The sequence below is a fragment of the Paenibacillus agaridevorans genome, assembly GCF_003112455.1.
Lineage (GTDB): Bacteria > Bacillota > Bacilli > Paenibacillales > Paenibacillaceae > Pristimantibacillus > Pristimantibacillus agaridevorans.
The window spans coordinates 83846-106517 of sequence record NZ_BDQX01000054.1; the positions used below are offsets into that span (position 1 = coordinate 83846).

The 22672-nt window shown below is 53.0% G+C and carries 20 protein-coding genes and 1 pseudogene; 18 read left to right on the forward strand and 3 right to left on the reverse strand.

The genetic code is table 11. The annotated features are described in order from the left end of the window. The 3 genes and pseudogenes from PAT3040_RS36805 to PAT3040_RS06285 form a co-directional block, all read left to right on the forward strand. Positions 1–606 (forward strand): annotated as a pseudogene (locus PAT3040_RS36805) (AAA family ATPase); the annotation flags it as partial. A gap of 38 nt (positions 607–644) precedes the next feature. Then, entirely contained in the window at positions 645–1250 is a 606-nt protein-coding gene (locus PAT3040_RS06280) for an A24 family peptidase (RefSeq protein WP_108991922.1), read from the forward strand. A 31-nt stretch (positions 1251–1281) separates the two neighbouring features. Beyond that, positions 1282–2901, forward strand: a complete 1620-nt coding sequence (locus tag PAT3040_RS06285) for a DUF6382 and FHA domain-containing protein (protein WP_181376460.1) — start codon at positions 1282–1284, stop codon at positions 2899–2901. Positions 2902–2927: 26 nt separating this feature from the next. Here PAT3040_RS06285 and PAT3040_RS06290 read toward each other — a convergent pair whose 3' ends face one another. From PAT3040_RS06290 to PAT3040_RS06300, 3 genes are all read right to left on the reverse strand, one after another. After that, positions 2928–3830, reverse strand: coding sequence for a TIGR01777 family oxidoreductase (locus PAT3040_RS06290; protein ID WP_108991924.1), 903 nt, complete (start codon positions 3828–3830; stop codon positions 2928–2930). 20 nt (positions 3831–3850) lie between these two features. Further along, complete coding sequence (locus tag PAT3040_RS06295; RefSeq protein WP_108991925.1) at positions 3851–4339, reverse strand: LytA/YqiH family protein; 489 nt, start codon at positions 4337–4339, stop codon at positions 3851–3853. A gap of 127 nt (positions 4340–4466) precedes the next feature. Next, entirely contained in the window at positions 4467–4904 is a 438-nt protein-coding gene (locus PAT3040_RS06300; protein ID WP_087570833.1) for a DUF2621 domain-containing protein, read from the reverse strand. A 101-nt stretch (positions 4905–5005) separates the two neighbouring features. Here PAT3040_RS06300 and PAT3040_RS06305 point away from each other — a divergent pair, with 101 nt between their 5' ends. The 15 genes from PAT3040_RS06305 to PAT3040_RS06375 all read left to right on the forward strand — a co-directional run bounded on the left by PAT3040_RS06305 (position 5006) and on the right by PAT3040_RS06375 (position 22633). Next, a complete protein-coding gene (locus PAT3040_RS06305; protein WP_108991926.1) occupies positions 5006–6136 on the forward strand; it encodes a deoxyribonuclease IV in 1131 nt (376 codons plus the stop codon). Positions 6137–6200: 64 nt separating this feature from the next. Continuing rightward, positions 6201–7088, forward strand: coding sequence for a formyltetrahydrofolate deformylase (purU, locus tag PAT3040_RS06310; protein WP_087570830.1), 888 nt, complete (start codon positions 6201–6203; stop codon positions 7086–7088). A 78-nt stretch (positions 7089–7166) separates the two neighbouring features. Next, positions 7167–9182, forward strand: a complete 2016-nt coding sequence (gene tkt / locus PAT3040_RS06315; RefSeq protein WP_108991927.1) for a transketolase — start codon at positions 7167–7169, stop codon at positions 9180–9182. A gap of 168 nt (positions 9183–9350) precedes the next feature. Beyond that, entirely contained in the window at positions 9351–9668 is a 318-nt protein-coding gene (ppnP, locus tag PAT3040_RS06320; protein ID WP_087570828.1) for a pyrimidine/purine nucleoside phosphorylase, read from the forward strand. Positions 9669–9820: 152 nt separating this feature from the next. Continuing rightward, entirely contained in the window at positions 9821–10342 is a 522-nt protein-coding gene (locus tag PAT3040_RS06325) for a DUF420 domain-containing protein (protein WP_108991928.1), read from the forward strand. Between the two features lie 108 nt (positions 10343–10450). Next, the gene (locus tag PAT3040_RS06330) at positions 10451–11800 is read left to right on the forward strand and encodes a glucose-6-phosphate isomerase (RefSeq protein WP_108991929.1); all 1350 of its coding nucleotides are present in this window, start codon (positions 10451–10453) and stop codon (positions 11798–11800) included. A gap of 25 nt (positions 11801–11825) precedes the next feature. Continuing rightward, positions 11826–12461 (forward strand): YigZ family protein, encoded by a 636-nt coding sequence (locus tag PAT3040_RS06335; protein ID WP_108991930.1) that lies wholly within the window; start codon positions 11826–11828, stop codon positions 12459–12461. A 390-nt stretch (positions 12462–12851) separates the two neighbouring features. Continuing rightward, positions 12852–13667, forward strand: coding sequence for a sulfate ABC transporter permease subunit CysT (gene cysT / locus PAT3040_RS06340; protein WP_256975929.1), 816 nt, complete (start codon positions 12852–12854; stop codon positions 13665–13667). After that, on the forward strand, positions 13664–14461 hold the full coding sequence (locus PAT3040_RS06345) for a sulfate ABC transporter permease subunit (protein WP_087570823.1): 798 nt from the start codon (positions 13664–13666) through the stop codon (positions 14459–14461). Before cysT ends, PAT3040_RS06345 begins: the two co-directional genes overlap by 4 nt. A gap of 2 nt (positions 14462–14463) precedes the next feature. Continuing rightward, positions 14464–15528 (forward strand): sulfate/molybdate ABC transporter ATP-binding protein, encoded by a 1065-nt coding sequence (locus PAT3040_RS06350; RefSeq protein ID WP_087570822.1) that lies wholly within the window; start codon positions 14464–14466, stop codon positions 15526–15528. Between the two features lie 46 nt (positions 15529–15574). Continuing rightward, a complete protein-coding gene (locus PAT3040_RS06355) occupies positions 15575–16627 on the forward strand; it encodes a sulfate ABC transporter substrate-binding protein (protein ID WP_108991931.1) in 1053 nt (350 codons plus the stop codon). A 336-nt stretch (positions 16628–16963) separates the two neighbouring features. Further along, a complete protein-coding gene (gene fur, locus PAT3040_RS06360) occupies positions 16964–17440 on the forward strand; it encodes a ferric iron uptake transcriptional regulator (protein WP_087570820.1) in 477 nt (158 codons plus the stop codon). Positions 17441–17701: 261 nt separating this feature from the next. Further along, positions 17702–19294 (forward strand): response regulator, encoded by a 1593-nt coding sequence (locus tag PAT3040_RS06365; protein WP_108991932.1) that lies wholly within the window; start codon positions 17702–17704, stop codon positions 19292–19294. Between the two features lie 114 nt (positions 19295–19408). Continuing rightward, positions 19409–21169, forward strand: coding sequence for a cache domain-containing sensor histidine kinase (locus PAT3040_RS06370; RefSeq protein WP_258234867.1), 1761 nt, complete (start codon positions 19409–19411; stop codon positions 21167–21169). A gap of 117 nt (positions 21170–21286) precedes the next feature. Further along, positions 21287–22633 (forward strand): ABC transporter substrate-binding protein, encoded by a 1347-nt coding sequence (locus PAT3040_RS06375; protein WP_108991934.1) that lies wholly within the window; start codon positions 21287–21289, stop codon positions 22631–22633. The last annotated feature ends 39 nt before the right edge of the window (positions 22634–22672 follow it).

Genomic DNA, 22672 nt, shown 5'->3' on the forward strand with positions numbered 1-22672 from the left:
CTTGTAGATCTTGCTGCGACAGAGCTGGGACGCAGCACCATCGAGCCGCTTGCCCGAAGGTTTGCGGCGGAGACGGTCCTTCGTCCGGAACGACTGAGATTGGCCAAGCTTATGCTTCCCGATCTGGTTAACAAGGATGACGCTTATCTAACCGTTGTTATTCAATATGAATTCCCTGTCAGGATGCCATTGCTGGGGAAGAAGATCGTACTAAAGGAACAGGTTCGCGAGCGGGTTTGGATTAGCGATGCGGTGGCGGCTGCCTATGGCTCGAAGATCGGTGGAGACGGTAATGAAAGCCCACATCTGCAAATCGTCTCCATTACGCCGACTCCGCTTCGCCCCGGTCAGAAGGCGACCGTGACCGTACTGACGAATCCCGGCCAACCGGTGTCATTAGGCGTTATGTACAAAAGCGGCGCCAGCAAGGCGAAGCATCTTGGAGATGCCACCGCGGATGGAAAAGGTTTTGTGTCCTGGACTTGGCATGTGTCGGGCAATACAACGCCGGGCATTTGGAAATTGACCGTGACTGCGGAAGGGGAGCATGCGGCATCCAATGTGTCGAAACATTTTCTGGTCGAGAAACGAAACCGGGGCGATTAAGTTTCATTTCCATCGTTGTACGAGAAAGGAGGGCCGACATGAGCACAAGCTTTGCCTTAGCAGCCTTGTTGTTGCTGCTGCTTGCGGCGTTTATAACCGACATGAGGTGGAGAAGGATTCCGAATTGGCTCACGTTTACCTTCTTCGTTGCAGGCTTGCTGTATCATTTTTCGATAGACGGTGGTGCAGGGCTCGCTGCCGCAAGTTGGGGGGCAACGGCGGGTTTTCTGCCTTTGCTGCTGCTATATGTACTTGGAGGCATAGGAGCGGGAGATGTCAAGCTGTTCGGCGCGGCGGGCGCTTGGATTGGCGTCGGGACCGTTCTGCAGCTTATGATGGCCTCCATTGTGTGCGCAGGGATCATCGGTCTTCTGATGCTCGCTGGAAGAATGCTCCCTTCGGTTGCGATAAAAAAAGCGATCCGTTATTTGACCGAGTCGGATGCTGCTGAGTCAGGCGTTGGCGTTGATGATTCAGGTACTGATTCAGGCGTTGCCGAGAAAGCCGGAGCAGTTCGAATTGCCGAATCGGCCATTGCCTTGAGTCATGAGAAGGGCTCCAGGAAAGTCCGCTCACGCCTGCGGATGCCCTTCATGCTTGCCGTTGTGCCAGCTGTTGCGCTGGTCTGGCCTTCGCTTACGTAACATCATGTTATTGAAGAAAGGGGGGATCGTGTTGAAGCCGTATCGCATTGATTTCGTCAACGGGCGAGGCCACGAGATGACGCTCGACAAGGATGGTGGCATCCGCAGATCCGAGCTGGACGAGCTGGAGATCAACATGCTGAGATCGCAAAACGTGCCGTGTCTGCTGCCAATGGAATGGATGGAGATGGACGGGAACGTCACGTTCCGTTATGCGCTGAACGGCAAGAAGATGCTGATCCATAGGCTGCAGCAGCAGCCCCTTGCGATGGATCAATTCTATGGTTTGCTGCACAAAGTCGTTTCCGGATTGTTGGAATGCAGAGATTATATGCTTCGGCCTGAAGGTTGCATGCTTGGCGATACCTTTCTATTTGTCGGGGAGAATATTGAAGACGTTTCGTTTGTTTATGTACCGCTGCATGCCCGCGAGGAAGAGAGTGCGGCTGGTGATGATTTATTAGCGATGGTAGCCAGATGGTCTGCTTACATCGAGCATGTGGACGGTGAAGGCTTGCAGGAAGTGCTGAGGATGTTCGGCGGCAATCGATGGCCGCTCGAAGAGCTTAGGGAGCTGATGATGGAGAAGCTCGGCAGCAAGCATCTGTTGCCAGAGGCGGCGTCCGGCAATGATGGGATAACAAGAGGACATGAATTTAAACAAAACTTGGATGATATGGGCGGCAGCACCCGTAACCGAATGCAAGCCTCTCGCATATTCGAGCGGAGCGCTCTTGAACGGGAGGATTCAATGCACGGGCGGGGACGCGGCTATTCATCCATTACAACTAATGAATCTATTGAATCTTGCGATCAAGGCGATGAGAGTTTTATTGAAAGCGGCGAAGCAGCCGCCAAGAAATCAGGAAGCCAGCGCTGGCTGATTGCATCGGGAGGGGTACTGGGCACGGCATGTATTTGGCGCTTCGTTTATCTTGGTTATAGCACTACGCAGACGATGCTCGTAAGCCTTGGCCTGACCGTCCTGCTATTGGCCGCCGTGGTATGGATGTGGAGAAGGGGAGCCGGCATGCTGCTGGAACCGTCTGCACCTGTGCCGGAAGGGGAGAACATGGCAGCCTCGTTTGAGCTGCATTCTGGTCCTTTGCGTACGGGAGAACGTTGGCGGACAGGCGACTCGCATAGCGAGTCATGGAGCATGCAAGGCGAAAACGATCGCAAGGACGGCGTGACGACCAGCTCGCTGGGAAGCTATGCATTGCCTCCTCAAGAAAAAGAAGCGGAGGACGAGCAGCGGAAAATGGACGATCTGCTTGCCCCGACGACTGTCCTGGGCGGAAAGGATGCTGACCAAGTGAATGATAGCGGTGGCCACGTTGCGGCAGATGTGCTGCTAAGGCGGCGGTGGAATGGCAAGGAAGAGGTGATTCCGATCTCGTCGGAAGTGTTTCGAATCGGGCGAGGCAGCGGAGGCGATGGCTACGAAGAGAAGGCGGACGGGGTATCGCGCTTGCATCTGGAGATTGTGAAAGAGCAAGGCTGTCACGTCGCCAAGGATTTGGGCTCAAGGAATGGGAGCCTGCTTAATGGGACGATGATGGTGCCTTACAAATCTTATCCGTTAGCTGTCGGCGATACGATACAGTTAACGGGAAACAAAGGACCTGCTTACCAGTTCGGCAAGGGCTAGAAAAAGCCAGCCCAGGGAGGGCTGGCTTATTGGGAGACGAGGAGCTGTGTGAGCGCCTGATCCAGCTTGGGATACTTGAAGCGAAAGCCCAGCTTGGTCGACTTGACGGGAAGCGCGCGCTGTCCGTCAAGCAGAAGCGTAGACATCTCGCCGAGTCCGACTCGCATCAATCCTGCCGGAAGCGGGAACCAATGCGGCCTTCCGATCGTTTCTCCGATCGCCCTGCCGAATTCGTCGTTGCTGACGGGTTCGGGAGCAGAGGCATTGACAGGACCTTTTATGTCGTCATTATCCAGGCAGAACAGGATGAGCCCGATCATGTCGTCGATATGAATCCAGGAGAGACCTTGTTTGCCTGAACCGACGCGACCTCCAACGAACAACCGGTAAGGAAGAAGCATCAACGGGAAGGCGCCTCCCTTGCGGTCGAGAACCAACCCTATTCGCAGCTTAACGAGACGTTTCGCGGGAATGGCGTCCGCCGCCTCTTCCCAACTGCGCACGACCTCCGATAAGTAGTCGGTCACGGCCGTCGGGCTGTCTTCCTCGAAAACTAACGTTTCCGAGCTGCCGTAGGCGGATATCCCGGAAGCATTAACGACGACGGAGGGGCCATCTTGGAGCGCACGGACGAGACGTCCGACTTTCGCTGCAGCCCATTTCCGGGAATCCATGATACGGGCTTTGGCCGACTTCGTCCAACGTTGGTTAATACTTTCTCCGGCCAAGTTAACGATGGCGTCGATTCCTTCCAGGATGGAAGGATCTCGCTCCAGCATGTCCCAGGTTACGTAACTCGGTCCGGAGCCGTCGGGTTGCTTCGCGGCAGCCTGCCGCGTAATGATCCAAACCGTATCGCCACGCTCAATCAGAGCATCGGTTAAGCCCTTTCCTATAAACCCCGTCCCGCCCGTTATTGCAACCTTCATCCCCCGTCACTCCCCGGCCGTTATTTGGCTTCGATCTTCGTCAGCCACAGCTGCTTGATGCCTTGTTCGCTGTCAATGACCTTCTCCGTATATTCGAATGCGACGGGCGCATCTGTTGGGAGCGCCTCGATCGCGGATGCGAGCTCCTCCGTTATTTGGTACGTCTCGGCGCCTTCATCGGTCCTGATTTCAATGGAATTGGAATCGTTCTGGCCGGTATAGATTCCCTCGTTGCTAATAATGATATCGGCCGGAGCGTCCGGATCCGTGCCGCCCCCTGTAGTAGGAGCGGACTCTTCGGGCTGCTTCGTCTCTTCGTCGTCGCCGATAGAGCCTGGATCCTGAATGCCGCTCTCCTCAGGCAATTGGTCATTAATACCGGGCTCGGGCGAGCCGTTCACGTTTTGACCTGCGTTGCTATTGTTGGCGCCGCAAGCCGATGCAGTAAGCATGACGGCCATCAATATTGCGGCTGCTCCAGCGGTCTTTGTTCTGCGTTTGTTCTTCATGGTTGAACCACCTCCTACGATAGTAAGACGAACGAGCGGGTGGCGGGGTTGCATAAATATGTCTAACCGGACATGACGGCACTGAAACAATACATCTATTGGCGGGTAGTCGCCAAGTGCGTCAGCACTATTTGTTAATCAAATGTTCGTAAGGTCTGTAGTCGATGCCTTTGCGTTCCATGAACGACATAAGGATCCGATAATCGCGCTTGGGCGTTGCGCGTATGTAGCCCTCAATACAATGCTCGCGCGTAACGGTCTTCGCTCCGTGTTCGATTGCGACTTGACCGATCTTGGCCGCGATGGAATGTTTGGCAATGTCGCGGAAGGCATTAGGCACCGGCGATACCAGCTCATCGAGGAACTGCTTCGACTCTTCGCCCCACATGCTGCGGCTGCGCTCGACCCAATAATTCTGCCAATCCAGCTTGGACTTTCCGTCCCTCATCGGGAGCACCTTCAGGAACTTCCGGAACATGAAGAAGCCGCCAACGGACATGGCTATAACCATCACGATCGCCCAGAAAACGATAAAATACATAAACCAGCTTGGCGTTCCGTTCATACCTTATGTCACCTCAATAATGAATTATAGCGTATTCGTAGATTTATTTCGACATTCCTTGTAAAATAAGGTTTGATCAACCGAAAGGGGCGTTCAAGCCAATGTTGAAAATAGGTTCTCACGTTTCATTCTCGGACAAGGGTCTGTTGACTGCAGCCGAAGAGGCAATCTCGTATGGTTCCAGCACGTTCATGATTTACACGGGGGCGCCGCAGAATACGCGCCGCAAACCCATCGACACATTATACATCGAAGAAGGCAAGGCAAGGATGGAATCAGCCGGGATCGGCGAGATCGTCGTGCACGCGCCGTATATTATTAATCTGGGCTCCTACAAGGATGATACGTTCGAGCTCGCCGTAAACTTCCTGCAAGAAGAGATTCGCCGTACGGACGCGATCGGCGTCCGCAATATCGTCCTTCATCCAGGTGCTTATACAGACAAGGATGCGGAGTTTGGCATCAACAGGATTGCCGAGGGATTAAACGAAGTACTCGCAGGAACAAGCGGCACGGCTGTCAATATCGCGCTCGAGACTATGGCCGGCAAAGGAACGGAGATCGGCAGAAGCTTCGAGGAGATTGCCGCCATTATCGAGAAGGTAAAGGACAACCATCGTCTGACCGTCTGCATGGATACTTGCCATATGCACGACGCAGGCTACGACCTCGTCCATGATCTGGACGGCGTTCTGGAGACGTTCGATCGAATCGTGGGGCTGGATCGCGTCGCCGTCGTACACGTTAACGACAGCAAAAATCCGCGGGGAGCGTCCAAAGACCGCCATGCTCCCATCGGCGCAGGCTGGCTGGGACACGAAGCGATCTCGAACATTATCCGCCACGACGCTCTGAAGGGACGGCCGTTTATACTGGAGACGCCGTGGATTGGCAAAGTCGACAAGAAGGAACGGCCGATGTACGAAGCCGAGATTGCACTTTTGCGCGGTGATGTGAAGGCGCGCTTTGGCGAAAGTTTTCTTGAAGACGTCGAGAAGCTTCATCATTATTTCGGCAAGCACGAGATCGTTCCCAGATCGTTTATCATCGATACGTGGACGCTGCTCAAAAATGACGCAAAGGCGAAAAAAGCCGATCCACGGGAGCCAATGGAGCGCTTGTACGATATGCTGGAAGTAGACGGTCCGTTATCTTCCGAGCTGTCGGAGGAGCAAGTGAACCAGCGGTTGACGGCATGGTTTGCAGGGAAAGATCTGCTCGTAAAGGCTTAAAGAGGTTGTTCAAAAAGTCCGATTTTTGGAACAAAATTTATTGTAGAAAAGGAAGATTTATCCGATGTCATCTCAAGTAACCAAACTATCGAAAGGACAAGGAGGACGAGCCCGGATGTTGATCTCCTGTCCGGACCGTCCGGGCATCGTCGCGGCGGTGTCTCATTTTCTCTATGAGCATGGCGCGAATATCGTCTCCTCAGACCAATATACGATGGACCCTGAAGGCGGCATGTTCTTTATCCGTTTCGAATTCGACTTAAACGACATGGACCGGGAGCTTCCCGTTCTTGTGGAAGATTTCGCGCGGGTCGCCGACCGCTTCCAGATGAAGTGGCACACGTTTCGGGCCAGCCGCAAGAAACGGATGGCGGTTTTCGTATCCAAGGAAGATCATTGTTTGATGGAGCTGCTGTGGCAGTGGCGCGCAGGAGAGCTGGATGCCGAGATCGCCATGGTTATCAGCAACCATCCCGATTTGCGGGAGCTTGTGGAATCGTTCGGCATCCCGTACCATCATGTCCCGGTTACCGCGGAGACGAAGGCGGAAGCGGAGCGCAAGCAGATGGAGATCGTCGCGGACAAAGCGGATATTATCGTGCTTGCCCGCTATATGCAGATTATATCGCCGAAGTTTATCGAGCAGTTCCCGAACCGCATCATAAACATCCACCACTCGTTCCTTCCTGCTTTCGTAGGGGGCAAGCCGTATGCGCAAGCCTACAACCGGGGCGTCAAAATCATCGGAGCAACGGGGCATTACGTTACGGAAGAACTGGATGGCGGTCCGATCATCGAGCAGGACGTTCAGCGCGTCACGCATCGCGATAACGTCGAGGATTTAAAGCGAATCGGCCGGACGATCGAACGCGTCGTGCTTGCGCGCGCCGTGAAGTGGCATATCGAGGACAGGGTTATCGTACACGGGAACAAGACGGTTGTATTCAATTAATGCCGGGTGATACAATATTCAAAGCTTTTAACCTGGCTTTGGATAGGTACAGAGAATGACAAATTAGGAGGAACACAAATGTCTGTCACGCAAAAATCTATCGATCAGCTGTCGATCGACACGATCCGTACGCTGGCGATCGACGCCATCGAAAAAGCAAAATCCGGTCATCCGGGCATGCCTATGGGCGCGGCTCCGATGGGTTACCAATTATTCGCCAAGGACATGATCCATAACCCTTCCAATCCGGAGTGGGTCAACCGCGACCGCTTCGTATTATCCGCAGGCCACGGTTCCATGCTGCTGTACAGTTTGCTTCACCTGTCGGGTTACGCACTTCCGCTGGAAGAACTGCAGAACTTCCGCCAGTGGGGCTCGCTAACGCCGGGTCACCCTGAGTTCGGCCACACGGCTGGCGTAGACGCGACAACGGGTCCGCTTGGCCAAGGCATCGCGATGGCGGTAGGCATGGCAATGGCAGAAGCGCATCTGGGAGCCGTTTACAATAAAGAAGGTTTCAACGTTATCGATCACTATACGTATTCCATCTGCGGCGACGGCGATCTCATGGAGGGCATCTCGCATGAAGCGGCTTCCCTGGCCGGTCACCTGCAGCTTGGCAAGCTGGTCGTGCTGTACGATTCCAACGATATTTCCCTGGACGGCGAGCTAAGCCTGTCTTACTCCGAGACGGTACAAAAACGTTTCGAAGGTTATGGCTGGCAGGTGCTTCGCGTTTCCGACGGCAACGATCTCGGCGCACTGACAAAAGCGATCGAGGAAGCCAAAGCGGACGCCTCCAAACCAACCTTGATTGAAGTGAAAACGGTCATCGGCTTCGGCAGCCCGAACAAAGGCGGCAAAGGCGGACATGCCGGTCCTCACGGATCGCCGCTTGGCGCAGACGAGACGAAGCTGACAAAGCAAGTATACGGCTGGGATGAGAACCATCAGTTCCACGTGCCGGACGAAGTGCGCGCGCATTTCGCAGAGGCAAAAGCCAAAGGCGAACAAGCCAACGCGGCTTGGAATGAGCTATTTGCATCTTACAAGGAAGCCTATCCGGAGCTTGCCAATCAATTCGAGCTGGCAACGGCTGGCGACCTGCCCGAGGGCTGGGACGCGGAACTTCCTGCGTACACGACGGAGGACAAGCCTTTGTCGACGCGCGTTGCTTCCGGCAACGCCCTGAACGGTTTAGCGAATCGCGTGCCGAACCTGGCCGGCGGCTCCGCCGACCTGGAAAGTTCCACGATGACCCACCTGAAAGGCCTGACGCAATTCAAACCGGGCAGCTACGATGGGCGCAACATCTACTTCGGCGTTCGCGAGTTCGGCATGGCGGCGGCGATGAACGGAATCGCGCTGCATACGGGCATCAAAGTTTTCGGCGGCACGTTCTTCGTCTTTACGGATTATCTGCGTCCGGCAATCCGTCTGGCCGCGCTGATGAATCTGCCTGTCGTCTACGTCTTGACGCATGATTCCATCGCGGTAGGCGAAGACGGTCCAACGCATGAGCCGATCGAGCAACTGGCTTCTATCCGCATTATCCCGGGCTTGACGGTTATCCGTCCTGCAGACGGCAACGAAACTTCCGCAGCATGGGCTTACGCGGCAGAGAACAAGGGCAATCCGATCGCGCTTGTGCTGACTCGCCAGAACCTGCCGATTCTCGAAGGCACCGTAACGGGCGCCCGCGAGAACTTGAGCAAAGGCGCTTACGTAGTCTCCGACGCTGCCGGCGAGCCGCAAGCACAGCTGATTGCAACGGGCTCCGAGGTGCAGCTGGCGGTAGCCGCTCAGAAAGCGCTGGCGGAAGAAGGCATCCAGGTTCGGGTCATCAGCATGCCGAGCATGGATCTGTTCGAGCGCCAGCCTAAGGCTTACAAAGACTCGGTTATTCTGCCAGGCGTGAAAGCTCGTCTCGCGATCGAGATGGCGCATCCGTTCGGCTGGGAGCGTTACACAGGCGATCAAGGCGACATTTTGGGCATCGATCGCTTCGGCGCATCCGCTCCCGGCGACCGCGTGATCAAGGAATACGGCTTCACGGTCGAGAATGTTGTAAGCAAGGTAAAAGCATTACTGTAATAGCCATATGAGAGGCTGGGAAGGGCTTCGTTCGTTGGAACGAATTCCTCCCCGGCCTACTTGGATTGTATGAAACGCGCTGCATCTAAGGAGAATGGCGTCGACCGCTTCGCTTTGCCATTATTCAAATACTACGCCTGCTGAGGACTAAAGGAGATTGGATCAATCATGTCGCAATTCGAGAACGTAACCGTAATCAAAAAAGCAAACGTCTATTTCGACGGCAAAGTAACAAGCCGCGCGGTTGTATTCGCAGACGGCACAAAGAAAACGCTTGGCGTCATGCTGCCCGGCGACTATGAATTCGGCACGGACTGCCTTGAAATTATGGAAATTCTGGGCGGCGATCTTAAGGTGCTCCTGCCAGGCGAAACGGAATGGATCCATATCCAAGGCGAGGGCGAATTCAAAGTTCCCGCCAACACGAAGTTCAAGCTTCAGGTTGCCGAAGTGACGGACTACTGTTGTTCGTACATTTACGAGTAATCGCGTCAGCCGATGAGGCCGCATCGTTATAGCGATGCGGCCTTTTGCAGCAATTTCACATAAACGTCAACACTCCGACATTGTATTCCCTTATGAAAATGGGCTAAAGTTAAAACAATCACTACCAACTTGCAATAGGGGGATTCCAATCCATGAAGGAAAGAAATTACACGCCGCTGGTGACGGTATTAACGGTCGTCATCGTGGCGTTGGTCGCGATCCTGTTCTTTTTGCCGGCCTACGACGGCGAAGTCGGTTTCGACGTTAAAATGCTGCCGCTGCTGAACGCGATTTTCAACTGCTTCACGTTTCTGACGCTGGTCGTAGCGCTGGTAGCCGTCAAGCGCAAAAATATTAAAATGCACAGGGCGTTTATCGGTCTGGCCTTCTTGTCCACAACGCTTTTCCTCGTCTCTTACGTAACCTATCACTACTTGACGGAGTCGACCAAATACGGCGGCGAAGGCATACTTCGGGGGATTTATTTCTTCGTGCTGCTTACTCATATCGTGCTTGCGGTAGTCGTTGTGCCGCTTGCGCTGATGTCGGCCGTTCGCGGCATGACGAATCAAGTGGAGAAGCACCGCAGAATCGCGAAATGGACGATGCCGATCTGGCTTTATGTCAGCTTCACTGGCGTCGTCGTATACCTCATGATTTCTCCATACTATTAAGCAGAGAAGCGGATGGCAGGCCCCCTCCAAACAGGGGGTTATGCTTGTATTCGGGGCTTTAATCCGATATTCTAATGGAATAGTTACATAGAGGAGGAATTAGCAAACATGAGCAAAACCGTTCAATTCGATTATAGCAAGGCACTGGCTTTTATCGGTAAACACGAGATCGACAACCTGACAGAGCAGGTCAAAGCGGCACATGGCCAATTACATAACGGCACGGGAGCCGGCTCGGACTATCTGGGCTGGATCGATCTGCCAACGAATTACGATAAGGAAGAGTTCGCTAGAATCAAAGAGGCCGCTTCCAAAATTCAATCCGATTCCGAAGTGCTGATCGTCATCGGCATTGGCGGTTCTTATCTGGGCGCGCGCGCCGCGATCGAGATGCTGTCGAATTCGTTCTACAACATCCAGTCGAAGGAACAGCGCAAGACCCCTCAAGTGTTGTTTGCGGGCAACAACATCAGCTCGACTTACGTAACTCATCTGCTGGGGCTGCTGGAAGGCAGAGACTGGTCCATCAACGTTATCTCGAAGTCCGGTACGACGACGGAACCGGCAATTGCTTTCCGTTTCTTCCGTGCGGAGCTGGAGAAAAAATACGGCAAGGAAGAAGCTCGCAAACGTATCTATGCAACGACTGATCAGGAGAAGGGCGCTCTCAAAAAGCTGTCTAATGAAGAAGGCTACGAGTCGTTTGTCATTCCGGATGATGTAGGCGGCCGATATTCCGTACTGACGGCAGTAGGCTTGCTGCCGATCGCGGTCGCGGGTATCGACATCGATGCCATGATGCAAGGCGCGGCTGACGCATCCAAGGAATATGGCAACCCTAACCTGGCGGAGAATGAGGCGTACCAATATGCAGCGGCGCGCAACGCTTTGTACCGCAAAGGTAAAGTGACGGAAATTCTCGTCAACTATGAGCCTAACCTGCACTTCGTGTCGGAATGGTGGAAGCAGCTGTTCGGCGAGAGCGAAGGCAAGGATTACAAAGGCATCTACCCGGCATCCGTCGATTTCTCGACCGATCTGCACTCCATGGGCCAATTTATCCAAGAAGGCAACCGGAACATCTTCGAGACGGTTATTCAAGTGAAGGAAGTTGCGGAGCACATCACGATCGGCCATGACGACGATAACCTCGACGGACTTAATTTCCTGACGGGCAAAACGATGGACTTCGTCAACAAAAAGGCATTCGAAGGTACGCTTCTTGCGCATACGGACGGTCAGGTGCCGAACCTGATCGTGAACATCGCGGACATGACGCCGTACACGTTCGGCTACCTGGTGTATTTCTTCGAGAAGGCTTGCGGCATCAGCGGTTACCTGTTGGGCGTGAATCCGTTTGATCAGCCGGGCGTTGAAGCCTACAAACGCAATATGTTCGCGCTGCTCGGCAAACCGGGCTTCGAGAAGGAAAAAGCCGAGCTGGAAGCGCGTCTGTAGTTCCCGGGGACGGGAGGCGAAACAAATGAACTTAACCAGCTATAAAACGGTCAGGCAAGAAGCCAGCAAAGAAATCGTCATCAAAAAATCGCGGTTCATCGGCTACGCGAAACCTGTGGAAACCGAAGAGGAAGCCGTCGCTTTCATCGATGAGATCAAGCGGCTGCATCGTCAGGCTACGCACAATTGCTCCGCCTATGTGGTCGGAGAGCGCGATCAGCACCAGAAGGCGTCCGATGACGGAGAGCCAAGCGGCACGGCAGGCAAACCAATTCTCGAGGTGATCAAAAACAAAGGCCTTAAAAACGTCGTTGTAGTGGTCACCCGCTATTTTGGCGGCATTATGCTGGGCGCTGGCGGACTCGTGCGGGCTTATACGGACGGTGCGGTAGCGGGTATCGAGGCTGCTGAGGAGATCCAACTGGTGCTACATCGCGAGGTGTTCGTTGACGTGGACTACACGTGGTACGGCAAGCTGGAGAATGAGCTGCACGGCCGCGGTACGCGAGTGGGCGGTACGGAGTTCACCGACCGCGTGACGGTGCTCTGTCTGCCGGAGGAGCCTGCGAAGGACACGTTCATCGCGTGGATGACGGATTTGACGCAAGGCCAGTCGGTCATCATGGAAGGCGAGAGCCGCTATTATATTGAAGGCGAATAGACTTGAAGCCGGCGCGTTGAGCGCCGGCTTTTTCGTCGTTTTTAGGCGTCAGTAAGTAAATCGTCCGCTTTTCGAATGTGTAAGTCGCTCACGCCGACTTAAGTCCGCTATCTACCGCTTTTCGAGCGATTATGTGCAGTGGTATCAGGGGCCGTGTCCGCCGCCGACACGCGAGAGTAATTGTTCGAGTTATCGGGTCTACGGATGAGTCGACGTACCTATATATAAGAATAGGCTATTAAACCGATCAGTTTTTCGTAATTAACCATTGACTTCCTTTAGTGGTGGATGCTAAATTTATAATACCTAGTAAGCTAATAGGAATTGTGTAATTATGAAATGGTTAACACACCTGCGGCTCGAGCCGATGGTTTGGAGGGTTATGTCACAGTGAACGAAATATTCCGGGGGAAAGCCTGGAGCTTCGGATTCAGAAGCGCCATCATGATCTACTTTTTATGTCTTATTGTACTGCCGATTGTCGGGATATATACCCAATCCTTCTCGCTCGGCTGGACGCCATTTTGGGAAAGCGTCTCGGATCCGCTGGCCTGGAAGGCCGTACTGTTGACCCTCAAGCTGGCTCTGATTGCCACAGTGCTCAATATGTTGATCGGTACGATGATAGGCTGGGTCCTGATCCGTTACCGCTTCCCGGGCCGGAGCATACTGAACAGTCTCGTCGATCTGCCTTTTGCACTGCCTACCGCGGTAGGAGGTTTACTTATCCTTCTGTTGCTGGGGCCTAACAGCCTGATTGGCATGCTGGCCGGAAAGATTGGAATCGAGATCGTGTTCCACGAGCCGGCTATCGTCATCGCGATGCTGTTCGTTACGTTCCCCTTTGTCATTCGGGCCATTCAGCCGCTGCTGGAGGAGCTGGACCGTTCGGAGGAAGAAGCGGCTTACACGCTCGGCGCCTCCAAGGCGAAGACGTTCTTTAGCGTCATCTTCCCGACGATGCTGCCCGGTATTTTGAGCGGCGCAATGCTTGCCTTCTCCCGAGGGCTGGCGGAATTCGGGGCCGTCGTGCTGGTTGCGGGCAATATTCCCGGCAAGACGCTTGTTGCTTCCGTCTTTATATTCGGAGAGATTGAGAGCAATAACCCGCAAGGCGCTGCAGCCGTATCCGTTATGCTATTGACGTTGTCCTTCCTGATTCTGTGGCTCGTGAACCAGCTGCAAGCAAGGAGGTCGACACCGTGAGAAGACTGTGGATCATCCTGACTTATGTCATATTTACGCTTCTGCTGATCGTGCCGCTGGTTAAAATTTTTACGGGTGCATGGGAGGAAGGAATTGATGGCTTCTGGGATGCGCTGTCGCGTCCGCAATCCATCCATGCATTGATGATGACGGGTATTATCGTCGTTCTCGTTACAATCATCAACACGCTGTTCGGCGTCATGCTGGCGTTGTACCTTGTAAGAGCACAATGGCTGGGACCACGGCTTAAGCGACTGCTTAATAGCATCGTAGATCTTCCGTTTGCGGTATCGCCCGTAATCGGCGGTCTCATGATCGTCCTTATACTGGGACCAAGCACCGTCATTGGAGCATTGTTCGCCGACATGGGCGTCAATATCGTCTACGCGCTGCCGGGCATGATTCTGGCGACGCTGTTTGTCACATTTCCGATTATGGTCCGCGAGGTCATGCCGGTGCTGCAGGAAATCGGAGCTCAGCAGGAAGAGGCGGCATCTACCCTGGGGGCGTACTCCTGGTACACCTTCTGGAAGGTTACCTGGCCGTCCATCCGCTGGGGCGTCATCTATGGCGTCGTACTAACGGTGGCGCGCTCCATGGGCGAATTCGGAGCGGTGCTGGTCGTCTCGGGCAACATTATGAACAAAACGCAGACAGCAACGACCCTGGTCTACCAGGACGTCGAAAACTTTAACGTTGTGGCAGCGAACGGCATCGCGCTGGTGCTGGCCGCGGTATCCGTCGGATTGCTGCTGCTGATGGAATGGTCGAAGAAAAGAAGGGAAGTGCATTAGCCATGCATATTGAGGTTCGCGGCTTAAACAAAAGCTTCGGCGATTTCAACGCCGTCAAAGACGTCAGCTTCGACATCGAGAAGGGCAAGCTGATTGGGCTCTTGGGACCGAGCGGCGGCGGCAAAACGTCCATTTTGCGCATGCTGGCGGGACTCGAGACGCCGACCAGCGGCGATATTGTGTTCCATGGCCAACGCGTTAACGATCTGCCTCCGCAAGAGCGGGGCATCGGCTTTGTCTTTCAGAACTACGCGCTGTTTAAGCATATGACGGTATACGATAACGTTGCTTTCGGTCTTAAGGTCAAGAAGCTTTCCAAAGAGAAGATCCGCGAGCGCGTCATGTATCTCATCGAGCTTACGGGGCTCAAGGGCTTCGAGCATCGTTACCCGCATCAGTTGTCAGGTGGTCAGCGTCAGAGGGTCGCGTTCGCGAGGGCGCTGGCGCCCGAGCCGCAACTGCTGCTGCTTGACGAACCGTTCGCGGCGATCGACGCCAAAATCCGGACGGAGCTGCGGACTTGGCTAAAGGAAATGATCGAGCGCGTCGGCATTACATCGATCTTCGTTACGCATGACCAAGAGGAAGCCATCGAGGTAGCCGACGAAATCATGATAATCAGCAAGGGACGTCTTGAGCAGAAGGGAAGCCCTTGGGATATCTACAAAAATCCGGAGACGCCGTTCGTTGCTAGCTTTATCGGAGAGTCCACGATCGTTGAGGATATTTCCATTTTAAAGGGCTTCGAGTCATTATCCGATCAACCCGGCACCAAAGCACTCATTCGTCCTGAATATATCGAGCACGGCAAGCCGGGCGAGATCAAGCTCGCATCGGCGGCAACGACGGCAACCGTCCGTCAGTTGCACTTTCGCGGAAGCGAATGGATGGTAGAGCTTGCGATCGGCGATACGAAGCTGATTACCTACCGATCCCTGGAACGAGAGGTGCTCCAAGTGGGAGGGCAAGTACAGGTACTCGTGCATCGCGCCTATATGTTCAACGACGACGACAGCTGGATTATGGAGAATCCGCTAAAGGTTGATCCGATGCCAATTCATATCTAGCTATAAGCCGACCTAACGACTTTCACGAGAAAGAGTTGTTGCATGGATGAAACGCAAATCATCAATATACAGAAAGCTTCTGGCATCTCTTCTGATTGCCTCGGCATTGCTGGCCACGGCGGGCTGCGGAGAGCAAGAGGCTGAGCCGGGCTCTCCGCAAGGCGACGTGACGCTTGTTATCGGCGCGTATTCCGTCGTGAAGGACGCTTTCGCGGAGCTGCTGCCGGCCTTCAAGGAGAAGTGGCGACAGGAAACGGGCCAGAGCCTCGTGTTCCAAGAGTCCTATGAAGCCTCGGGCACGCAGGCAAGGGCTATCGCGGGCGGCTTCGAAGCCGATGTCGCCGTACTGGCGATGGAAGGTGATCTGGACAAAATCGAAGACGCCGGCTTCATCAGTCATGATTGGCGCGGCGGCAGCGATGGCGGCATGATTACGGAATCCATCGTCGTTTTAGGAACGCGCGAAGGCAATCCGCTGGGTATTCAGGACTGGGATGATCTCGCGAAGGATGGCGTTAAGGTGCTGTATCCGAACCCCAAGACGTCCGGCGGCGCGCAGTGGGATATCAACGCGATCTACGGCGCAGGTTTGAAGCGTTCCGAAGAACTTGAAGGAGAAAAGTCGGAGACGTATGCCAAGTCATTCCTGAAATCCATTCACTCCAACGTGGAATCGCTCGACAAGAGCGGACGGGCGTCGATGGCCGCCTTCGAATACGGCGTGGGCGACGTCATCGTAACGTACGAGAATGAGCTCAAGGCGCGTATCCAGCAAGGGGTGCCGTACGAGATCGTTGTGCCGAAGGATACCATTCTCATTCAGAATCCGGCGGCTGTAGTCGATCGCAACGTCGACAAACACGGCACCAGAGAAGTGGCGGAAGCGTTTATCGCCTTTCTGCATGCCGAGGAAGCGCAGCGCGTGTTCGTGAAGCACGGCTTCCGGCCGGCTCGGGAAAACGTCAAGCAGGAGCTGAGCGGACAATTTGTCGTTCCGGAAGGATTGTTCGATATCTCTTATCTGGGCGGCTGGGATGAGGTGCGGTCCAAGCTTTATTCCAAACGAGGCATCTGGTACCAGGTGTTAGCCGATATTTGAGGAAACAATCGATGACTTCTATAATTGATTAGAAGAAAGCCGGCCGAGAGGTCGGCTTTTTGGTGTAGCAGAAACAACGTATCCTATTACAAACATTTTGTTTGAGTCGGAGACGTTAATGCTATAAAATAAATAGACGCGCGGTCCATATTTGTCATATTGATGAATATGGCGACAATGTTCGCAACTTGAGATTGCATTATTAGCGAAAATCGACTACCATTAGTTTAGAATAATTCTAAATAATTGGACTGCCAGGTTAGGATTCCTCATACACACAAGGAAAGCCCATAATAACCTCTAAATAGATAACGAGCTGGAAGGGAGCAGGGCGGAATGAACGTTTCGGCTGAGATCGACAAAATTAAACGAGCATTAATGGAGAATGGCTCCAAGCTAACCACGCAGCGCGAGATCATCGTGCGCGTATTGCTTGAAAACGAGCAGGATCACTTGAGCGCGGAGGACGTGTACATGCTCGTCAAGGAGAAATTCCCGGAGATCGGTCTTGCGACTGTTTACCGGACGCTTGAGCTGCTAGCCGACCTGCAGGTTGTCGCCAAGATGAACTTCGGCGACGGGGTTGCGAGGTACGATCTTCGCGGCGAAGGCCAGGAGCATATGCATCACCATCTTATCTGCCAGAGATGCGGCGCTTTGGATGAGATCAAGGAGGATTGGCTGACGGATCTGGAGGAGCGGCTGGAGCGGGAATACGGCTTCAAGGTGCTGGATCATCGACTGGACTTTATTGGTAATTACCACGAGTGCAAGAACACGGACTGCAAACGGAATAATAAAGCCGTTTCTTGATCTCGCTCATACCAAGGAAGATATGGAACCTGACGGAAGATCGAGAGACTTCCTTCGGGTTCTTTTGCGTTCGGACGTTCGGAGAGTGTGGAAGTTCTAAAAAAAGTGCTGAAATCCCTTAAAAAAAGCCCATGCGGCCCCTGTTAACCTGTGCTAAACTACCCTTGCATCCCATCGATAGCTTAGTTCGAAGGAGTATCTTGAATTCCGCTTGGTATACTAGCTTGTATAGATGATTGAACGAGGAAGGAGTGTCGCCGAATGGCAATATCCGTAGTGCTGGCCGACGATGAACCGATCATATTGAAAGGGCTCACCAAGCTGATTCCATGGGATCAACACGGCATGGAAATTGCGGGTTATGCTTACGACGGCAAAGAACTGTTCGAGGCCATCGAGACCTATAAGCCCGATGTAGTCATCAGCGACATTAATATGCCTTATTTCAGCGGCATTGACATCATTAAAGAAATCAAGCGACGGCAGCTGCCGATCAAAGTTGTATTTATCAGCGCGTATCAGGAATTCGCTTATGCCAGAGACGCCGTCGCTTACGGCGCGGTCGATTATTTGGTCAAGCCCGTTAAAAAAACGGAATTGGAGGCCGTCATCAAGAAGACACTGGTCCAAATTTCGGAGGAAAACGAGGAAGGGCGGATCCGGGACAAGCTGAACTTGCTGGAGCGCAAAAACAGAGACGACGAAGTGGGCGGCTGGTTGGCCCAGCTTGCCGAAGGAACGTTTTCCGAGCAGTCGGAGGGTTACCCGTATTTGCTCGAGAAGCTGGATGATTCGTTATATACGATCGGTATTCTCGGCATCGACCCTTCGGGCAACGACAGCGAGCGCTGGCCGGCGCAAACGCAGAAGCTGGTGGAGTTCGCCATTCATAACATTGTGCAAGAAAGTCTTGGCTTATACGGGAAAGGATACTCCTTCATTCAGAACGGAGCCCATATTTTCGTGCTTAACCATACCTCGGAGGATGTGCCGCTTCGGTTGGCCGATGCCATCCGCCGCAATATAGCAGACTATTTGAAACTCAAGGTTTCCGTCGGCGTGGGCGAATCGGCAGGAAACCTGTTTGGGCTCAAGCAATCCGGCGATCAGGCAAAAAGAGCGTTGGAGATGACCTATTACGAAGGTCTGAACCGTGTCATCCCGTACCGCAAGCTGGAGCAACGCAAGGACAGCGAAAACGAATGGTTTACGCTCCAGTCCGGCATAATCAAGTCGCTGACCGGGGGCGACTGGTCCGGTGCGAAAGCTTCGATGCAAACGCTGCTGCGATTAATCGAAAGCGCGACGATCGGCAACCGGCAGCTTGCCGTATCCACTTGCTTTTCGTCGATGCTCTTTATCGTGCAAGAGGTCAAGAAAGCGGATGTGCCCATGTCGGACCTCGGCTTCGACATCCAGCATTTGCAGGGCCGGCTGGAAACCTATGTCACTTACAAGGATTTATGCGACGGGATATACGATATGCTGCTGGAGCTGTACAATCGGATCGGCGACAAGCCGGGGATCAAGGAACAAACGTTAATAGCCCGTATAGCGGCCTATATCGATGAGCATTATAGAGAAGATATTTCCCTGGAGTCGGTGGCGGGCATCGCGTTTATGAACCCGTATTACTTCAGCAGCTTTTTCAAGAAACATATGAAACGCAATTTCAAGCAATACGTTACGGATCTGCGAATGAAGCAGGCAATGGAGCTGCTGACGCATACAGATATGATGATCTACGAAATCGCGGAGCAGGTGGGTTACAATAACGCCCGCCACTTCAGCGATATGTTCAAGAAACAGACAGGCAAGCTGCCGCAAGAGTACAAACAAGCATTAAGGCAATAAAAGGATAGGAACGTTGGATGGAAGCATGCTTCGCTTTGCGCATATGGAACATGCGCTGATGGCGGGACATGCTTTCTTGCTTATTAATCGGGGGAGTGGGAGGCGTTGGCGATCTTGCGGAAGTGGTGGAACAGTATTTTTGTAAAATTTTCGGCTGCGTTTTTGCTGGTCGGCTTGATACCGCTTATTGCGCTTAGCATCTTTTCGCTGCAGGCATTCAGCGGTCATGTTCAGCAGTTTACGATCAACAATTTAAAGCAGATGTCCTTATATTTGAGCTATAATATCAACAACTTTTTTTCGGATTACGACGAAATAACGAGACTTATGTACACAGGCAGATACGAGGGTTATTCGCCTACGTTGTCCGTAGACCAGACGGCTAACGTAAACCAGTTCGAGCAGATCAACAGCGTTCCTATCGGCGCGTTTTTAAGAACAGTGTTATACAGCGACAAGCATATTCGAAGCGTCTATTTCGTAAGAGCGCTGGATCAAAAGATTTATTATCAGACGAAGCAAAGCAAACCCCTTCTCGCGGATAAACTGCCCATCGATCAATGGCTGAAGCCGCTGGAGGAGCGTCCCAACTACTTGTCGATCTATCCGACCCATGGCGAATATTATTACAACGCGCCGAATCAGAAGGTGATTACGTTCGCGCGCAACCTGATCGATATTTCCGGCACGCTGACTCCGGACCCTAAAGTAGTAGGAAGTCTTTTTATCGACGTAGACGCGGGGGTGCTGGATAGTTTGCTGCAGGAAACGAACTTGTCCGGAGATGATGAGCTCTACGTGCTCGACAGCGACAATCAAGTCTACTACAGCAGCAAGGAAGCGGCAGACGGAGAAGCGATCTCCGTATTGGATCGTTCCGACGACAGCGGTTATCTGGCGTTTAGCGATGAGGTTCCCTATCTAAAGGGACAGGTTTTTATGCGGGTATCCAAAAATGGGCTGTTCGAGCAATTGACATCCACTCAATCGACCGTCTATATCGCCATTATCGTCTGTTCGATCGTGCTGCTGGCAATGGGAACCTGGTTCTCCAAGCGGCTCGCGGCCCCTATTCGCAATGTGCTGCTGCATATGAATAAGGTCGAAATGGGGAATCTGGACACGCACATCGAGAGATACGGCAAGGACGAGCTTGGCAGGCTGGCCTTTGGCTTTAATCGAATGGTGGATCGGCTCAAAATATTTATCAATGATGCGTACGTCGCGGAAATCAAGCAGAAGCAAGCCGAGCTCAGCGCGTTGAAAAGCCAGATACGTCCCCATTACTTGTACAATACGCTGGAAGTCATTCGGATGAATGCCGTCTACAACGATGACGAAGAAGTCGCCGATATGATTTTGGCATTGTCCAATCAGTTGAAATACGTGATCGATTACGGAGAGGATTGGGTATCCGTTCAGGAAGAATTGAACCATCTGGAGGACTATTTTTATATTATTCGCGTTCGTTACGAAAACCGAATCGAGCTCCGGCTGCAAATCGCCGACGAGGTGAGAAGAGACTACCCCATTCTAAAGCTGTCGCTGCAGCCCATCGTCGAAAACGCGATCCAGCATGGCATTCGCCCCAAGGGCGGGAAGGGCAGCGTGCTTGTATCGCTGGAGGTTGCCGGCAGCAAGCTGGTCGTAACGATCTACGACGACGGTGCGGGCATCGGAGAGGACAGGCTGCTGGAACTTCAGCAGCTGCTTGCGGAATCCAAGGCGCCAAGCAAAAACATCGGCATGAAAAATGTCCACGACCGCATCAAAACGATATGCGGAGAGGATTACGGCTTAACGATCAACAGCATGGAGCATGTGGGAACCTCGGTGCAATTATTATTGCCGATCCTCCCCAAACATCTTAAATAAGCCGCATATGCGGCTTAAAAAACTTCATTCATAACGACTTTGGCGGATGATACTCTTAGATCAAGGAAAACAACATCCTTACAACCTGGTACTCAATAAAGGGAGGCTTACAGAAAGATGGCCAAAAAAACATTATTTCAGTTATTTTCCATTGTTACGGCTGCTTCGTTAGTACTGACCGCTTGCGGCGGGAACAACAACAATTCCGGTGCGAATAACGGTTCGCCAAGCGCTTCGCCGGCAGGAACGGATGCTGCCGAAAGCAATAAGCCAGTGACGATTTCCGTTGCGTACGCAACGGGCGATCCGGCTACGAAACAAGCGATTGAAACAACGATTGACGCTTTTACGACGGCAAACCCGCACATTACGGTTAAAAACATCAGCGAAACGACAAGCGACTCCTATCTGGACTGGCTGAAAACAAAAGACGCGGTCGGAGAATTCCCGGACCTGGTGGAAATGCGCGATACGAAAGTATTCGCGGATGCGGGCAAGCTGGCCGAGCTGCCGGAAGGGCTGCACAGCCTGTTTACCTTCCTGCCGGAATATGATGGCAAAAAATATAATGCTCCGCTTACAGGCAATGCGCCCAACGGCATCATTTACAGTAAAAAAGCATACGCCGATGCCGGAATTACAGAGCTTCCGAAGACATACGACGAGTTTATCGCGATACAGGATAAGCTGCTCGACAGCGGAATTTCCCCAATTGTAGCCGGCGGCAAAGATATTTTCCATATGGGCTTCTGGGTCAATTACTTCCTGATCAACAACGTGTACAAGGAAGATCCGGATTGGAACTCCAAACGGACAGCCAAGACGGCGAGCTTTACCGATGCCCCTATGGTACAAGCGATTAGCGACTATAAGGAGCTGTTCACGAAATATGTGGACAAAGGCTGGCTGAGCACGGGCGACAACCAGACGGCTTCCATGCTCGTAACGGGCAAGGCTGCGCAGCTATATTCGGGTCCCTGGATGTTCGGACAAATTACCGAGGCTGATCCCAGCTTCGAATACGGCTTCTATGCGTTGCCAGGCAAAGACGGCTCCGTAATCGTTAACGGCTTGCCTACCCTTGCCGGATGGTCCCTTTCCGCAGAAGCGGCCAAGGATGCTGACAAAGTAGAAGCGATTTCGGCGTTTATCAAATTTTTCTTTGATCCGGCGAAATACAGCCCGTACCTGGCGACCGTCAACGGCATTCCAACGACGGCTGCCGAAGTAACCTACGAGACGAACGAGCATATGCAAGAAGTGCTTCGGCTTATGGCGGACTCTTCGGTTGAGAAGTCCATGATGATCAACCAATGGTTCGGCGAGAACGCAATTCCGCCGCAATTCCGCAACTGGTTCTACAAGCTGTTGCAAGACCTCGTCGTAAACGACGCCGATGTTCTGCAATATATGCAGCAATCCGATACGGAATACGACAACAACGTGAAAGCAAACCAACAATAAAGCCAACAGCTTAGGCGATCAACATGCGGGATAACCTCT

Coding starts and splice junctions, on each gene's coding strand:
- PAT3040_RS06280 (WP_108991922.1), top strand. CDS start 645: ATGAGCACAAGCTTTGCCTTAGCAGCCTTGTTGTTGCTGCTGCTTGCG.
- PAT3040_RS06290 (WP_108991924.1), bottom strand. CDS start 3,830: ATGAAGGTTGCAATAACGGGCGGGACGGGGTTTATAGGAAAGGGCTTA.
- PAT3040_RS06295 (WP_108991925.1), bottom strand. CDS start 4,339: ATGAAGAACAAACGCAGAACAAAGACCGCTGGAGCAGCCGCAATATTG.
- PAT3040_RS06300 (WP_087570833.1), bottom strand. CDS start 4,904: ATGAACGGAACGCCAAGCTGGTTTATGTATTTTATCGTTTTCTGGGCG.
- PAT3040_RS06305 (WP_108991926.1), top strand. CDS start 5,006: ATGTTGAAAATAGGTTCTCACGTTTCATTCTCGGACAAGGGTCTGTTG.
- purU (WP_087570830.1), top strand. CDS start 6,201: ATGTCATCTCAAGTAACCAAACTATCGAAAGGACAAGGAGGACGAGCC.
- tkt (WP_108991927.1), top strand. CDS start 7,167: ATGTCTGTCACGCAAAAATCTATCGATCAGCTGTCGATCGACACGATC.
- ppnP (WP_087570828.1), top strand. CDS start 9,351: ATGTCGCAATTCGAGAACGTAACCGTAATCAAAAAAGCAAACGTCTAT.
- PAT3040_RS06325 (WP_108991928.1), top strand. CDS start 9,821: ATGAAGGAAAGAAATTACACGCCGCTGGTGACGGTATTAACGGTCGTC.
- PAT3040_RS06330 (WP_108991929.1), top strand. CDS start 10,451: ATGAGCAAAACCGTTCAATTCGATTATAGCAAGGCACTGGCTTTTATC.
- PAT3040_RS06335 (WP_108991930.1), top strand. CDS start 11,826: ATGAACTTAACCAGCTATAAAACGGTCAGGCAAGAAGCCAGCAAAGAA.
- PAT3040_RS06350 (WP_087570822.1), top strand. CDS start 14,464: ATGCATATTGAGGTTCGCGGCTTAAACAAAAGCTTCGGCGATTTCAAC.
- PAT3040_RS06355 (WP_108991931.1), top strand. CDS start 15,575: ATGAAACGCAAATCATCAATATACAGAAAGCTTCTGGCATCTCTTCTG.
- fur (WP_087570820.1), top strand. CDS start 16,964: ATGAACGTTTCGGCTGAGATCGACAAAATTAAACGAGCATTAATGGAG.
- PAT3040_RS06365 (WP_108991932.1), top strand. CDS start 17,702: ATGGCAATATCCGTAGTGCTGGCCGACGATGAACCGATCATATTGAAA.
- PAT3040_RS06375 (WP_108991934.1), top strand. CDS start 21,287: ATGGCCAAAAAAACATTATTTCAGTTATTTTCCATTGTTACGGCTGCT.